This window comes from Pseudoalteromonas sp. S16_S37 (assembly GCF_014694405.1).
GTDB lineage: Bacteria > Pseudomonadota > Gammaproteobacteria > Enterobacterales > Alteromonadaceae > Pseudoalteromonas.
In genome coordinates this window covers 138,368-154,980 of record NZ_JAAUWV010000003.1, presented here as the reverse complement: position 1 = coordinate 154,980, position 16,613 = coordinate 138,368, and the positions used below count along the sequence as shown (strand labels likewise).

Below are 16,613 nucleotides of genomic sequence, written 5' to 3'. Positions count from 1 at the left end.
TTAGTCACCCAGTCTTGCTATTTCTTCGCCGAACTCACGAATATCTTCAAACGAGCGATAGACCGAAGCAAACCGTACGTAGGCTACTTTATCGAGCCTTTTCAACGCTTCCATGATGCACTCGCCGATTAAATGACTCGGTACTTCTCGTTCACCTGTGGCACGAATTTTAGATTTTATTTCATGGATAACTTCATCGATTTGCTCTGTACTCACCGGGCGCTTTTCTAAAGCTCGAGCTAAGCCATTGATAAGCTTATCTTCATTGAAAGGTTCACGAGAGCCATCTTGTTTGATCACCCGTGGCATTACCAATTCAGCACCTTCAAAAGTTGTAAAGCGCTCGTGGCATTCAATACACTCTCGGCGTCTTCGCACTTGGTGGCCAGAGCTCACCAAACGAGAGTCTATTACTTTGGTATCTTTAGCAGTACAAAAAGGACAGTGCATATAGTTTCACTTTAGAAATCTTACGAAAAAGGGCCGCTAAACAGCGACCCTTATCATAACAAAAAATGTTATTTTGTGCGTACAATTATGCGTAAACTGGTAATTTAGCGCAGATTGCTTTCACTTTTTCTTTAACTTGAGCTTGTACAGACTCATCGTTGATGTTGTCTAATACATCACAGATCCAACCCGCTAGCTCTTTCGATTCTGCTTCTTTAAAACCACGACGAGTGATAGCTGGAGAACCAATACGCAGACCAGAAGTCACAAATGGTGAACGAGGGTCATTTGGTACTGAGTTTTTGTTTACCGTAATATTTGCGCGGCCAAGAGCAGCATCTGCATCTTTACCTGTAATATCTTTATCAATTAAATCAAGTAAGAATAGGTGGTTGTCTGTTTTACCAGAAACAACTTTGTAACCGCGCTCTTGCAGCACTGAAACCATTGCTTGTGCATTCTTAACCACTTGCTTTTGATATTCTTTGAACTCTGGTTGTAATGCTTCTTTGAATGCCACCGCTTTTGCAGCGATCACGTGACACAGAGGGCCACCTTGACCACCTGGGAATACCGCACTGTTTAGCTTTTTGTAGATGTCTTCATCGTTACACGCCGATATAATTAGACCGCCACGAGGACCAGCTAAGGTTTTGTGAGTCGTTGTAGTCACAACATGTGCATGAGGAACTGGGCTTGGATAGATACCAGCAGCAACAAGACCTGCAACGTGCGCCATATCAACTAGCAAATATGCACCTACTTTGTCTGCGATTTCACGGAACTTAGCCCAGTCAACAATACCAGAATAAGCTGAGAAACCACCGATGATCATTTTAGGCTTATGCTCTAACGCCAAAGCTTCTACTTGAGCGTAATCAATTTCACCCGTTTGTTCATTTAAGCCGTACTGAATCGCATTGTACGTTTTACCAGAGAAGTTTACGTGTGAACCGTGAGTAAGGTGGCCACCGTGCGCTAGGCTCATACCTAATACAGTGTCATGTGGCTGAAGTAGCGCTTGAAAAACAGCAGCGTTTGCTTGTGAACCAGCATGCGGTTGAACGTTTGCGTAGTTTGAACCGAATAGCTCATTAGCACGGTCGATAGCAAGTTGTTCAACAACATCTACGTATTCACAACCACCGTAGTAACGCTTACCAGGATAACCTTCAGCGTATTTATTTGTTAACTGAGACCCCTGTGCTTCTAAAACACGTGGACTACAATAGTTTTCAGACGCGATAAGCTCGATATGCTCTTCTTGGCGCGTTGTTTCTTGCGCAATCGCTTTCGCTAATTCAGGGTCAAAATCTGCAATGTTCATGTTACGTTCTAACATGGGGTCTCCTAGGTGCACGTATGGTAATAAAAGCCGTATTGTACGCTCAAACGCGTTTTATGCCTATGATCTTGGCATGAGCATATTTAAACAGGGATTGAATTTATTTCACAGTATTAAAAGAATGATATTTTTTTATTTAAACATTAAATTAATAAATGTTTTTGATGGATAGAATTAAGTATTTTAATGTTTAAAGTAGACCACTCTAAAGAAAGAGCGGTCTAAGCAAAGTGTTTATCACAGCAATTTACTAAAAATTGCGGCTTTCAATTTGTCGTAATCAGCAGACATCGGCTGCGCTAAACAAACTTTATCTAACGCTTTTTGCAGCACGTCTGGCATCTCAATTTGCTGCCCGAGCACTTGTTCTACCGACTCTTTAAATTTTGCTGGATGAGCTGTTGCCAAAAATATCCCTATGTTGTTTGGTGCTTTATCCAAAGTCAGTCCTTCATAAGCGATAGCGGTATGCGGCTCGGCTATATATCCACTTGCAGCCACTTCGCGCATCACTTCCTGCGTTCTTTGCTCGCCAACGCTACGTGAATAAAATTCATGTTTGTTAAACTGACCGTTATCCAACATACTTTGAACACGAGGCCAATTATTAGGTTTACTCACATCCATCGCATTAGATAACGACTCTAAGGTCTCGTTTGGAGACCACTCACCCGATTCTACGTAGCGCGGAACGGTATCATTTTGGTTTGTCGTTGCAGAGAGCTTACTGACTGGTAAACCAATCACTGACGCAATCATTGCTGCACACACATTACCGAAATTGCCACTCGGAACCGAAATATGTACGTCACTACGCTGTTCTTTTGGCAGTTGAGCTAGTGCCTCAAAGTAATAGCAAACCTGAGCGAGCAATCTGCTGATATTAATTGAATTGGCTGAGTTTAAGCCCAGCTTTTGTTTTACTTCATCATCTAAAAACGCTTGTTTAACTAAGCTTTGACAATCGTCGAAGCTGCCTTCCACGGCATAGCAATGAATGTTGCCACCAAGTGTTGTAAAGAGCTTTTGCTGCGCTAGTGAGATTTTGCCTTCTGGGTATAAGATAACCACGTCAACATTCGGTTTATTATAAAACGCGTGTGCAACTGCGGCACCGGTATCGCCACTGGTTGCCGTTAAAATGGTTACACGCTCACTTTGATTGAACAGGCCAATACATTCGGCCATAAAACGACCGCCAAAATCTTTAAACGCTAATGTTGGCCCGTGAAATAGCTCTAAACAGTAATTTTTCTCATCTACTTTTATTAACTTAACCGGAAAGTTAAAGGCACGCTGAACCATTTCCGCGAGTGTATCTTTAGGCAACTCATCGCCAATTAAGTGAGCTAATATTTTTGCACTGCGCTCAACAAACGGTAAATCTAATAACGCATGTACATCATCCAAACGCGTTAGATCAGTTGGAAAAAATACCCCTTGATTACGCCCTAGACCGGTTTTAACCGCTTCTGTAAACGATACTTTTTGATGTTCATCTTTTAAGTTAACCAATTGCATTACAAATTTACTCCTTGAGAAATAGCACGAGTGCCTAAGTTATCGAGTTTACAGATATGGCTAAAGCCATGTTCATTGATATAATTTTTTTCAAGCCATTGCTGACATTGCTGTGCATCATCAAGTGTTTTACAAATGGCAAACAGTGTTGGCCCTGCACCTGAAATACTCACTAATTGCGCACCATACTCAGGTAGAGCCGCCTTCGCGTCGCTAAAGCCTGCAATCAAAGATTGGCGGTAAGGTTCGGCCAATTCATCCTTCATCAAGGCAAGTGCGTCATCAAAACGGCCGCTTTGTAGCAAAACGCAGTAGCTCGATAAACGCTGTGCAAATTCTACCGCATCATGTGTAGGCATGTTCTGTGGTAAGACGCCCCTGGCCTTTGCGGTATTAAGAGCAAAACCAGGGTAAGCAGCAACGTAGTACCATTGTTCGTCAACAGGCAAAGCAAGTGCTTTGTTAGGTACTAGATCTGCAGTTAACTGCAAGCCCCCCAAGTAGCACGGCGTAATATTGTCATAATGGCGAGCGCCACTGACTTTGCCTTCAAAGTCAGCCATCAATTCAATCATCTGTGACTGAGACAGCTTAGTATCGGCATATTTGTCCAACGCGACAAATGTGGCTACAACAGAGCAAGCACTCGAACCAAGCCCTGAACCAATTGGCAGGCGCTTTTCCAAAGTCAGTAGTGCTGCAGGCATGCTTGGCGCTACATGCTCCCTGAAATGTAACAAACATTGGAAGGATAAATTCTCTTGCGCGTCGCTTGGCAATTTAGTCGCATAAGGACCCACACATTTAAATGTATCTTGCTCAGCGTGCTCAATATGAACGACATCACCCAGTAATGTGCCGTCAATTGGCGCAAGCGCAGCACCCAATGAGTCAAAACCAACGCAAAAGTTACCAATAGATGCGGGTGCATAAATTGAAATCATTAAAAGCCCTACCCTAAAGTGTTTTCAAAATATCAGCAAATACACCAGCAGAAGTCACTTCTGCACCAGCACCATAACCGCGAATAACAAACGGACGAGGTTGATAATATTGACTCAAAATTGCCAGCGCATTTTCTCCGTCGCGGATATCGTAAAGCGCATGTGCTTTGTCAACGGCTTCAATACCGACGCGACAATGACCATTTTCGATACTGCCAACATAGCGCAGCACTTTACCTTCGTTTGCCGCACTTTGAATTTTGTCTGCAAAACTGGCATCAAGTTCAGGTAAACGAGCCATAAATTCTTCTACTGAGGTGCCTTGTGCAAATTCAGCAGGCACAACAAGCTCTACTTCTATATCACTCAGTTCTAGTATTAGCCCAGACTCACGAGCAATGATGAGCAGCTTTCTTGCCACATCTGTTCCAGATAAATCATCTCTTGGATCAGGCTCTGTAAAGCCATTGCTTTTCGCTTTTTCAGTGGCTTGAGATAAGCTCAAACCATCTTGCAATGCACCAAACATATAAGATAAAGAGCCGGATAAAATACCATTGAACGACAATAACTCATCGCCTGCACCAAATAGCAATTGCAAGTTATCTAGAACGGGCAGACCTGCACCAACATTAGTCTCGTATAAGAATTTTCTTTGCTTGCTTTGCGCCGCCTTTGTTAAGGCCTGATAATACTCATAACTTCCCGTGTTCGCTTTCTTGTTCGCAGCCACAACATGAAAACCTGCATTTAGGAAATCAACATATTGATCAGCAAGGTGTTGCGAAGACGTGCAATCAACCAATACTGGGTTTATTAAATGATTGGCTTTAACAAACGCTTCTACACGCTCTAAAGAAAAACTCTGCTCTTGACTTGCAAGCTCAGATTGCCATGTGTCAAACGGCACACCATCGGCGTTGAGATAAAGCTGTTTTGAATTCGCAACACCATATAAGTTCAGCTTTATATTACGCTTTTCTAACCAAGCCTGTTGCTTTTCGAGCTGCTTAATAAGCTCCTGTCCAACTAGGCCACAGCCCAATAAAAATACGTCTATTGATGGAATATGTGTGAAGAAGTTTTCGTGGCAAACCTTCACCGCGTCGTTGCATCTTGTACCATCTATGACAGCGGAGATTGCACTTTCAGTTGAGTCCTGAGCTATCGCAACAATATTTAACTGTGCTTGTGCAAGTGATGCAAAAAACTTAGCCGCTAAGCCTTTATGGGCTTTCATATTGTCGCCAACTAAAGTCACAATTGCTAAGTCACGCTGTACTTGTACAGGTTCAATTAAACCTGCTTGTGCTTCAAGCTCAAAAGCCTGTTCAAGCGCGCAAAGAGCTAAGTCCAAATCACTTTCATGAACACAGAAACTGATGCTAAATTCACACGAACTTTGCGTGATCAACACAATAGATACGTTATCATTGGCCAGCGCGCTGAATACTCGCGATGCCATTCCCACTTTGCCTTTCATCCCAGGGCCAGACACTGTAAGCATGGCTAAGTTTTCTAGACTTGAAAGTGCTTTAACAGCCTCATCGCCACGACGTTCGTTACTAATTACAGAGCCTGCGACATCTGGATTATGAGTATTTTTTATTTCGCACGGCACGGAGAATTTGGCACAAGGTAAAATTGTTTTAGGGTGCAAAACTTTAGCACCAAAATATGACAGCTCCATGGCCTCTTTATATGACAACCAATCTACTTTAGTCGCCTTTTTAATGAAGCGAGGATCGGCGTTATAAACACCATCAACATCCGTCCAAATTTGGCATACTTGCGCACGTAAACACGCGGCAGCTACCGCGGCTGAATAGTCCGAACCATTACGGCCCAAAGTAGTCAATTCGCCACGTGAATTACTCGCGGTGAACCCTGGCATGATATAGTATTTACTGGGGTTAGCGTTCATTGCTGCTGCAAACTTTGGCTGACTCAATTGTAAGTCAACTTCTGCGTCTAAATAGCCGCCATGGCTGACAATACACTCAGTGGCTTCTAGATAAACAGCTTGCGAACTACCAAGCATTGCTTGCATTAAAGCAACACTAACGCGCTCACCAAAGCTAATCACGAAAGCTCTAACTGGATCTGGGCAGTTATTTAAAAGTTTCACACCCGCTAGCTTGTTCTGTAAGTCTTCAAAGTTCGGCCAATGTGCAACCGTTCCATAAAGATTTTCCACTTGCGCATGCAAAGCCGCCGCACGCTCATATAGTGCCTGCCACTGCGATGAATAGTCTTGCCCTAATTGTGCTAAGTCAACTAGCTCAACAAGTTGATCTGTCATTCCACCAGGAGCTGAGAGCACCACAAGTGCTTCTTCCCCTGCTTGATTTAAGATTAAATTTTGTACTTGTTTAAGACATTCAAAGTTAGCCAGCGAAGAGCCACCAAATTTTAAAACACGCATTGTTATATTTCCTCATTCCAAAAACGAAAAAAGGCCTGTGTTCGTAGTGAACACAGGCCTTTTTTAAATACGCACCGACCTATGCCACTATCCAGATTGGATGGTGGTTGTAATAATGATGGTCGTAGTGTTAATTTTTATTTTCATGTTTTTAGCTTGCCCGAAATATGGGCACTTTGTCAACTGGTAAAATTGACAAATAATATGCAAAATAATCATGTTTTATTCTAAAGAAAGCAAAAGGTATGCTATTTAATTTCGCGTGACGACTTTTCAATCAAAGAAAGGCTTGGTAATTTAATAAAATGTAACCTGTTTTTTAGCGAATACCATAACTACTTAGTAGCTTTAGCAGATACTCACCATTAACGGGTTTTTCAATAAATGCTATGGCGCCAAGCTGGGTCACACGCTGTTTCATTTCAGGCTGAATATCAGCTGATATCACAACAATGAACGTCTCTATACTTGGGTCTTTTTTTATTTGTTCAAGCACACCAATACCATCAAGCCTCGGCATGGTTAAGTCTAAACATAACAAATCTATATTTTGATTTTTAAGTTGCTCTAATGCATCTATGCCATCTTTGGCTTGCTGTATGTCTGCATTCGACAAATTGCTCAAACAGCGCACAACTTGTTTTCTTGCTACCACTGAGTCATCACACACTAATATTGAGTAATTCATTACAATCAATCTATTACTTTGTATCCATCGATCTTATAACACAATATTGTTTCTTCAGTAAGTGATACTAGACACAATGATAATGGAGCGCTTTTCCTGAATTAAAAAAGCAAGATATTTATTTATTTTTAAGCCTTTATTGGCTAACTTTAGCAATAGCCGTAGTAAAAAAATTATTATTTTGGGAGCCAAAGTTCATTCATGCTGCAAAAAAGCCTATCAAAAAAGCTACTCACGAATGTGCTGTCGGTTTACTTCTTACTAACGTTCGTTGTGACTTGCGGTCAAGTTGTCGCGGAGTATGTGAATACTAAAGATTACATCCGCAACGAATTGACTATGCTGCAAAAAACATTCAGCCGCAGCCTCACACGTGCAATTTGGGAATTAAACACCAAGCAGACGGTCACCACTGCTGAAGGATTGCTGGCAATTCCCATGATCGAAGGCATTATCGTGCGTGACGATAGCGGTGAAATCATCTCTCAATTAGGCCGCTCTTTAGATATCCACGAGTTATATAGCCAACAATTAGTACAAGAAGAGGCAATCATTGAAGATACCCCTTCTGGCCTTTTTGGTTATACTTTTCCGCTTATATTCGAGTTTTCAGGCCGAGCCACTCAAGTGGGTGATGTGACTTTGTTCTCATCCCGTGATGTTGTATTTAGCCGCATCATGATCTCAATTTACTTCTTAATCGGTAATGCCATGATTAAGACAACCTTTTTGATCATTTTATTCTTGATTGCATTTCGCCGCTTGTTAACTGAACCTTTGACTGACCTCACTGACCAAATTGAAGAAATAGAACTGGATGATATTGATGGCAGAAAGATAGACATAGGTACAACAGAACGTAACGAATTAAAAGTAATGGAAGAGGCGTTCAACAAGCTTATCGACAAAGTATCAGAGTATCGAAAGCAGTTAGATCAAACACAAAAAGAGCTCATCATTAGCAACGAAAAACTCGACCAACATAATCTACAGTTAGAACAAGAAGTCGCGCGTAAAACGTCTAATTTGAGTCAAGCAATGATGGACCTTCAGCAGCAAAAGTACGAGCTTGAAAAACAGAAATTAACTTTAACAGAGGAAGTTGACCTTCGTAGCCAAACAGAACAAGAACTACTGACCAAGCAAAAAGAACTAGAAAGATATGTTGATGAACTTAACATGGCACAAGAGCGTCTGGTTGGCTCTGAGAAAATGGCGGCACTAGGCGGGCTTGTTGCTGGTATTACTCATGACATTAACACGCCTGTTGGCATAGGCGTTACCGCCACCTCATTTTTACAAGAGCGATTAAATAAACTTGAAGCGGCCTACAAAGATAAAACGCTATCACCTAAAGCACTTGAAGAGTTTATTAACGAAGCGAAACAAAGTACAAGCCTATTGACCACCAATTTAGACAGAGCATCCGAGCTGGTTGCCAGCTTTAAACAAATTGCGGTTGACCAAGCCAGTGAAGCGGTGAGAAAAATCAATTTCAAAGAATATCTTTCTGAGGTTGTCCGCTCGTTGCATCCAAAAATCAAAAAAACCAAACATATCATTGATATCGACTGCCCGGACGACCTAATACTCCATTTACCAGCTGGGGCAATCAGTCAAATCTTTACCAACTTGATTATGAACTCTCTCATTCATGGTTTTGATGGTATTGATAAAGGTATTATTGATATCACTATCACCGATGACCATGATGATGTGAAAATTGTATACAAAGATAACGGTCGTGGTGTAACCAAAGAGCAGCTTGAAAAGCTCTTTGACCCATTTTTTACTACTAAGCGAGATCAAGGCGGCAGTGGTTTAGGGACTCACATTACCTTAAACTTGGTAAAACAGACCTTGAATGGCGATATTGAAGTAAGTAGTGAAGAGGGCAAAGGTTTAACTTACTACATTAAGTTTCCTAAACACATGCAAGCGCCAATGAGTATGTTTAGTTAAATTTTTACGCCATATGCAAAGTTTTGTATATGGCCCTCCCCTTTAGCTACAAATTATTGTTATTATGCCCGTCTATTTTAAAGCACGGATACTCATAATATGTGGTTTAGTAACCTGATCTGTTATCGATTCAAGCAAGACGTTTCATACAACCAAGATGAATTTGAAAAAGCACTAGAGCTAGATGTGTTTAGACCTTGTGGCAGCCAAGACATGAGTACTTTTGGTTGGACCAAAGCACTAGGCAAACACGGCAACAGCTTATCGCATTTTTCACAAAACAGTATTCTGCTATGCGCAAAACGTGAAGAAAAAGTACTTCCCGCTGCTGTTATCAATGATATGGTCGCCGAAAAAGTAGAGCTGATTGAGCGTGAAGAAAACCGTCCAGTAAAGAAAAAAGAAAAAGACGAATTAAAAGAAAACATTCTTAGCACTTTGTTGCCTCAAGCGTTCAAAAAGTCGAGTTTGCAGTTTGCATTTATCGACCAAGCCAACGGCTGGGTAATCGTTAACAGCGCAAGCTTTAACAAAGCGGAAGAGTTACTGGCGTTATTGAGGAAATCTCTTGGCACTTTACCTGTTGTGCCTGCATTTGCTAACTATGATTTAGACGTTTTTCTTACCGATTGGCTGACCAAATTCGAAGCCCCTGAGGGTTTTGCAATTGGCACCGATGCTGAGCTTCAAGAGCCTGATGACAATGGTGCTCAGGTAAAACTTAAACAGCATGATTTGTCTTCAGATGAAATCAAGAGCCACCTAGAAAATGGCAAACGCGTCACCAAACTTGCTTTTGACTGGCGCGAGCGAGTGAAGTTTATTCTACAAAATGATGGGTCGATTAAACGCTTAAGCTACGCCGATGCGCTTAAAGAACAAAACGCTGATATTCCAAAAGAAGATATGGCCGTTAAACTGGATGCGGACTTTATTTTAGTCAGTGAAGAAATCAAAGAGCTTTTAGAAGAACTTACCCAGAGCTTGGGTGATAGCTCAGACATGTAAACGACTGCTTGGTAAGTCGACCTGTCGGCTTACCAAACTCTCTACTCTCAGACTATGCAAACATGGTTTTGACATCTTCAAGTATGTCTTGATACTCATCGCTGGTGAATATATCAACTGAACGAACAATCCCCTTTTGCTCATAAACTTCTAAAGATGCTGTTTTATCTGACACTTGCAAAATTCCTTCTAAAATTGCCCCAACGCGGATGAAATCAACGTAGCTGTCTTGCTCTGGTCGATAATTAGGGTTAGCCCAATTCTCAGCTACTTCAATAAAGTTTTCAGTAAATCCCCATTCACGCATAATTGCACCACCAATCTTTCCCGCGAGCTTTTGAATAGCATGTGCTAAGAAGCTAGGGTTAGCGAACACTTCGGGGTGGCGCTCAGCCTCTGTTAAAATAGGTAGTACACCAATATTAAACACCAAAGAAGCGAGCGTTATGGTATCTCTATTCAGTGAGGTATGTTTATGGTCTCGAAGATAAAATTCCATTGTAGTGATGGCTTGGCAAGCAACTTTTAACGTCTTCTGCCATGCCTTATCCATGTAGGTTTTTATCAACTTATTGTTTGAAACAAACAGCTGCTCCATAGCCATGGCCGTTGCAATGTTTTTGATTTGCCTAAGCCCTATCCGAGTAACAGCTTGGTTTAGTGTATTTACCTTCACTGTGCGCCCTAAAAAGGCACTATTAGCTACTTTTATCATTCGCGCCGATAGAGCCGGGTCGTGTGAGATTACGTCGGTCATTTGCATCAAATTTACTTCAGGGTCATCGGCTGCTTGACGAACTTTAACAGCTACATCAGGTAATGTTGGCAACACAAGTGTGTCGTTATTTATTCTATCAATAAGGATGGTAAGTAAAGCATTCTCTGTCGACATAGGTCCAATCCTAAAACTACTCAGTGGCATTAACATACTGTTGTTATATGGTTTTAGTATTGTCTAACATCGCCATAAAGTTAAGACGCAGATACAAAAATATTCCTTTTGGACGATTGCAGCTATTTTTCTGATGATTACATCGTGTCGATGCAGAATATTTTTTACGAATAAGGTAAAGTAGCTGCGTAATTTTCACTTCCAATAACAAATAAAGAGAGCAATATGAGACTTTCTAAAATAAGCCAAGCATTAATCATTGCTAGCACGTTAGCCTTGAGCGCCTGTTCAGACCCTGCTAGCAACTCACCTAAAGCGCAAGGTGCACAACAAGAACAACCAAGCTATACGCTAGTTAATACACCACAATCACGCTTAGACATTTACACCGAAGTGACTTTAGAAACTGATTTGTCGCATTTAAGCGATAATCAAAAGCAAATGATCGGTAAGTTAATTGATGCGTCTAAAATCATGGACGACCTATTTTGGAAGCAAAGTTTTGCAATGGACAAAGCAACTTTCTTGAGTCGTGTTGCTGATGACAAAGTTCGCAAATTTGCCGATATTAACTACGGTCCATGGGACAGACTCGATGGTGACAAAGTATTTCTAAGTGGTTTTGAAGATAAAGCACCAGGCGCGGAGTTTTATCCTCATGATATGAGCAAAGAAGAATTAAATAATTCTGATTTAAAAGACAAAACAGGCTTATATTCAATCATTAAGCGTGACGAACAAGGTAAACTCTACAGCCTGCCTTATTCAAAAATTTACGAAAAAGAACTCACTCAAGCCGCTCAGCTGCTGCGTGAAGCTAGCAAACTTGCAGAAGATAAAGAATTTGCTAACTACCTAACGCTTCGTGCTGATGCACTGATGAACAATAGTTACCAAACTTCTGATTTCGCTTGGATGGATATGAAGAACAACCCCATTGATGTGGTTATTGGTCCAATTGAAACGTACGAAGATCAATTATTTGGCTACAGAGCCGGTTTTGAATCCTATGTACTCGTTAAAGATTTAGCATGGAGCGAACGTCTAGCTAAATTTGCTGCATTTTTGCCAGAGCTACAAACAGGCTTACCAGTTGATGAAAAATACAAACAAGAAGTACCGGGATCAGATGCCGATCTTAATGCGTACGATGTGATTTTTTATGCTGGTCACTCAAATGCGGGCAGCAAGACTATTGCTATTAACCTGCCAAATGACGAACAGGTTCAGCTAGAAAAAGGCACTCGCCGCTTGCAACTTAAAAATGCGATGCGCGCTAAGTTTGACAAAATAATGCTGCCAATCGCCGACCAACTTATTGTGCCAGAGCAACGTAAACACATTACCTTTGATGCGTTCTTTGCTAACACCATGTTCCATGAAGTGGCACACGGTTTAGGGATTAAAAACACCATTACGGGTAAAGGCACGGTACGTCAATCTCTACAAGAGCACGCCAGTGCGATTGAAGAAGGCAAAGCTGATATCCTTGGCCTTTACATGGTTGAGCAGCTTTTAAATAAAGGCGAAATCACAGAAGGAACTATTGAAGATTACTACATCACCTTTATGGCTGGGATCTTCCGCTCTGTGCGCTTTGGTGCATCAAGTGCGCATGGTAAAGCAAACATGATCCGCTTCAACTTCTTCAAAGAGCAAGGCGCGTTTTCTAAAAACGAGCAAGGCCTTTACAAAGTGAACATGGATAAAATGGCAGTGGCCATGGAGAAGCTTTCAAACTTGATCCTGACTTTACAAGGTGACGGTGATTATCAAAAAGTAGACCAGCTAATTGCCACTCACGGTGATATCAAAGCTGAGCTGAAGGCGGACTTAGAAAAGCTGTCTAAAGCAAATATCCCTGTTGATGTGACATTCAAGCAAGGTAAAGACGTGTTAGGTCTTAAATAATTAGACTTAAGCAGTCAACCTAGTTAAAAAAGGGCACAGTGAGTGCCCTTTTTTATATCGTTAACGCGTAACTCGCAGTTACGCCAATTAGCAATAACACTTAATCGTTTTGAGGGATTAAATACAATAACGAGCGAACAAGCTACTCACTGTTGCTGCGGTTGGCTTACCATGTTGCCAATCACCGCCCTCAACACCGCTGCCAGCTATATCCATATGCACATAAGGCAATGGCAGCTCTGAATCACAACCATGCTTATCTAGCCCACCTACAATCGCTAAAAACGCCATAGGGAATTGGTGACCACGTGCAGTAACCGCAGAAGGCGCATTATTACTTGAAAGTACATCATCCGCAAAAGTACGTGGTTTAACAAAATCATAATCTTCTCGACGGCTACGTGATAACTCAGCGCCATCGGCCCACAAATCGCCCATATCAGCCAATTGGCGTGATACACGAGCCGCACGAGCTGGGCCATTTTCAACGTATGCGCTATACGGACCTACCGCACGGGCAGCATGACCCGTCAGTGTTGCTACGGTAAATAACTCGGGGTTTACTTCTGACTTAGCGAGATCTTTCATTTCGCTTAGTAAATCACCCATTGCCAAACGCCCTTCGGCATCGGTATTACCGATACGTACTTTTAACCCTTCACGGCATGTGATGATTTCATCTGGTACAAAACAGTCTGAACCGATTGAGTTGCGCACCACAGCAAGGTAGGCAATTACTTTTACACCTTTTGGTTGGTAATCTGCAACCGCTTTCATAAAACCAGCAACAGATGCAGCACCGCCTTTATCGCGACTCATCCCCGCCATAAAGCCGCCCACTTTAAGATCTGCACCACCAGTATCGTAAACAAGCCCTTTACCTACGAACATTAAGGTACGATTTACTTCACCGCTTGGCGTGTACTCTAGCTTTATCACGCGAGGGTGATGACGCTCAACCGCATATGAAGCACGAGCGACAGTCCCCAACATTGGATATTGCTTTTCTATGGTATTGATATCGCTTATAACCTCTACAGACACGCAAGTGTTGTTAAATAACTCAACACAGTAATCTGCAAATTTCGGTGGCGCCATACGCTCAGGCTCGGTACCACATAAATCACGTGCCGCATATTGGCCCGCAGCCAACGCGTTTAATTGTTTGCATACCGTATCGTCAGCACCAAATAAGCTAATTTGTGTGACTGGCTCTATGCTTTCACCTCTGTATTCACGAGCCTCTAGCGGTTGCCAAAGTGCCTGACATGCACCTAAATAAGCCACTTGTAGAGCATTTTGGTAGCGTTCGTCTTGAGGCACACCCACAACCAGAAGAGTTGGCGCTTTACTTCCAGCAGCCTTTGCTTCATTGATAGCTGATTTTGCGGCATCAAAGACACGACGCACGTCATCATAATCACGATTAAGTGGGCCAGTTGGAGAAATAATTAAACGTTTACCAGGTAACTCATCAGCAAGCACCAGAGTCGCTTTACTCGCTATTCTTGCATCTATTGCAAGATATGGCGCTACGGCTTGATTAAGACACTCGTGTTGTAAATCATGCACATCTGCAGCAATGACAATCACGGCATCTGAGTTATTATTCAGTAAATCATTACACGGTAATGCGAGAGGAAAAGACATAAAAAAGGCCCTCAGTTACAATTAAGGGCCCGATTATGAGATATTTGAAAATGCTTTACCAGTAAAGTCGTTATTGCTGGCTGGCACTTTGCGCCGCGGTACGGTTATGTTTACTAATAACTGACCAAGCCTCAAGCATCACTAATACACTCACCACCAGCACGATAATATCTAACCCCACCAATAACCAGTTACCTTGCTGGTAATATTCTTGTAGTTTGATTATTCCCGCGAAGAAGGCCATCAGTAAAACAAAGCTCATGGGTATCAAGGTATACTTTGCAGGGCGCCCAAGCTTGATTAAATAGACCGAAATAACTAACAAGGTAAGGCTTGCGAGTATTTGATTGGTTGAGCCAAACAACGGCCAAATGATCATGCCGCCACTGCCTGACGAGCCACCAGCACCAAAAGCCAGAAGCAAACAACAACCCACCGCAATTAATGTTGCCACTATGCCATTTTGCAATGCTTTGAGCTGATATATCTCACCCCATTCTTGAATGATATAGCGTTGTAATCGCACGCCAGAGTCCATCGTTGTACCAGCAAATAACACCACCATAACAGCTAATAGCGTCGCAGCGATTTCTGCAGGAATCCCCCAACCACTGTTGATCAAATTAGAGCCACCAGTGATAAATGCCCCGACACTGCCTGCACCTAAATGACTGTAAATTTCGTGCCATTGCTGTGGTGATACAGCCAGCATCACACCACTGACAGCCACTAGCGTGATCAGCGCCAATGAGCCTTCACCAACAGCCCCCAAATAACCAACAAATCGACCATCCGTTTCTTTATTTAATTGCTTAGAGCTGGTGCCCGATGACACTATGCCATGAAAACCAGATACCGCGCCACAGGCGATGGTAACGAATAGAAGCGGTATGATGCTTGGCGTTTCGCTAGCCATTTGGGTATTGAATGCCGGTGCAGTGATATCTGGCATAACCACAAATACCGCGCCATAGAGCAATACCAAGCCAACCAATAATTGCATGCCGTTAATAAAATCTCGAGGCTGCAACAACATCCACACAGGTAATAGAGAAGCCACCGCCGCATAGATAAAGAGGATCACAATCCAACTAGCCTTATCCGATAAGCCAAATAGCTCAGAAGGCAATGCCAAGGGCATGCTAGAGCCCATATAAACCGAGGCATATAAAATCGCCACCCCTATCACACAAAGTGGTACTAACGGCACCTGCTTTTTAAGTAACTGGCCAATGACTAAGGCAACCGCGATTGCAGCCCATGCAGGGAACACTGCACTTGGGTTGGCAACAAATGAGTTGGCAATCACCACTCCAAATACTGCATTCACCATCAGTAAAACAAGAAATACAACTATCATAAACAGTGCGCGAGTACGTTTACCGATAACCGTTTCTGACAGCGCCCCCATCGACTTGCCTTTGTGGCGGGCACTTGCCCAAAGGGCTCCCATATCATGCACACCGGCAAAAAAGATGGTTCCTATCACCACCCACAATACCGCTGGCACCCAGCCCCAATAAACAGCAATCGCCGGTCCTACAATTGGTGCTGCGCCTGCAACAGAGGTAAAATGGTGCCCCCACAATACCACCTTATTGGTTGGTACAAAGTCAACGCCATCATTTAGTTCATGTGCTGGAGTGACAAAATTGTCGTCCATTTTGAAGATTTTTTCGGCAATAAATTTTGAATAAAAAAACCAGCCAAATAGCATACCAATGATGCCAAATAGCACTATCATGATTGACTGCATTCTAGGCTCCTGCTCTTATTTTTGTATTAGCTTAGCGTGTGAAATTAACATAGTTAACAAA

12 protein-coding genes are annotated in these 16,613 nt (G+C 42.4%); 3 read left to right on the top strand and 9 right to left on the bottom strand.

Translation table 11 applies throughout. From position 1 onward, the window contains the following. The 6 genes from nrdR to HC733_RS02670 form a co-directional block, all read right to left on the bottom strand. The gene (gene nrdR / locus HC733_RS02695; protein WP_190363520.1) at positions 1 to 450 is read right to left on the bottom strand and encodes a transcriptional regulator NrdR; all 450 of its coding nucleotides are present in this window, start codon (positions 448 to 450) and stop codon (positions 1 to 3) included. Between the two features lie 85 nt (positions 451 to 535). Continuing rightward, positions 536 to 1,792 carry a serine hydroxymethyltransferase gene (gene glyA / locus HC733_RS02690; RefSeq protein WP_190363519.1) on the bottom strand — a complete coding sequence of 419 codons (1,257 nt, stop codon included), beginning with the start codon at positions 1,790 to 1,792 and terminating at the stop codon, positions 536 to 538. Between the two features lie 240 nt (positions 1,793 to 2,032). After that, on the bottom strand, positions 2,033 to 3,316 hold the full coding sequence (thrC, locus tag HC733_RS02685; protein ID WP_190363518.1) for a threonine synthase: 1,284 nt from the start codon (positions 3,314 to 3,316) through the stop codon (positions 2,033 to 2,035). Continuing rightward, positions 3,316 to 4,260, bottom strand: a complete 945-nt coding sequence (gene thrB, locus HC733_RS02680; RefSeq protein WP_190363517.1) for a homoserine kinase — start codon at positions 4,258 to 4,260, stop codon at positions 3,316 to 3,318. Before thrB ends, thrC begins: the two co-directional genes overlap by 1 nt. A 13-nt stretch (positions 4,261 to 4,273) precedes the next feature. Further along, the gene (gene thrA / locus HC733_RS02675; protein WP_190363516.1) at positions 4,274 to 6,685 is read right to left on the bottom strand and encodes a bifunctional aspartate kinase/homoserine dehydrogenase I; all 2,412 of its coding nucleotides are present in this window, start codon (positions 6,683 to 6,685) and stop codon (positions 4,274 to 4,276) included. A 319-nt stretch (positions 6,686 to 7,004) separates the two neighbouring features. Beyond that, positions 7,005 to 7,373, bottom strand: coding sequence for a response regulator (locus tag HC733_RS02670; RefSeq protein ID WP_190363515.1), 369 nt, complete (start codon positions 7,371 to 7,373; stop codon positions 7,005 to 7,007). Between the two features lie 201 nt (positions 7,374 to 7,574). Between HC733_RS02670 and HC733_RS02665 the strand changes: the two genes are divergently transcribed. Together HC733_RS02665 and rdgC are read left to right on the top strand one after the other, a co-directional pair. Further along, complete coding sequence (locus HC733_RS02665; protein ID WP_190363514.1) at positions 7,575 to 9,335, top strand: sensor histidine kinase; 1,761 nt, start codon at positions 7,575 to 7,577, stop codon at positions 9,333 to 9,335. A 99-nt stretch (positions 9,336 to 9,434) separates the two neighbouring features. Continuing rightward, positions 9,435 to 10,343, top strand: a complete 909-nt coding sequence (gene rdgC, locus HC733_RS02660; protein ID WP_190363513.1) for a recombination-associated protein RdgC — start codon at positions 9,435 to 9,437, stop codon at positions 10,341 to 10,343. A 52-nt stretch (positions 10,344 to 10,395) separates the two neighbouring features. On the opposite strand, the gene HC733_RS02655 is transcribed toward rdgC, so the two are convergent. Continuing rightward, positions 10,396 to 11,235, bottom strand: a complete 840-nt coding sequence (locus HC733_RS02655; RefSeq protein ID WP_190363512.1) for an HDOD domain-containing protein — start codon at positions 11,233 to 11,235, stop codon at positions 10,396 to 10,398. Positions 11,236 to 11,460: 225 nt separating this feature from the next. On the opposite strand from HC733_RS02655, the gene HC733_RS02650 reads away from it, so the two are divergent. Continuing rightward, on the top strand, positions 11,461 to 13,146 hold the full coding sequence (locus HC733_RS02650) for a dipeptidyl-peptidase 3 family protein (RefSeq protein WP_190363511.1): 1,686 nt from the start codon (positions 11,461 to 11,463) through the stop codon (positions 13,144 to 13,146). Positions 13,147 to 13,263: 117 nt separating this feature from the next. Here the strand turns inward: HC733_RS02650 and HC733_RS02645 are convergent, their stop codons facing one another. Together HC733_RS02645 and HC733_RS02640 are read right to left on the bottom strand one after the other, a co-directional pair. Continuing rightward, the gene (locus HC733_RS02645) at positions 13,264 to 14,796 is read right to left on the bottom strand and encodes a M17 family metallopeptidase (RefSeq protein ID WP_190363510.1); all 1,533 of its coding nucleotides are present in this window, start codon (positions 14,794 to 14,796) and stop codon (positions 13,264 to 13,266) included. A gap of 70 nt (positions 14,797 to 14,866) precedes the next feature. Then, a complete protein-coding gene (locus HC733_RS02640) occupies positions 14,867 to 16,552 on the bottom strand; it encodes a carbon starvation CstA family protein (protein ID WP_190363509.1) in 1,686 nt (561 codons plus the stop codon). Between the last annotated feature and the right edge of the window lie 61 nt (positions 16,553 to 16,613).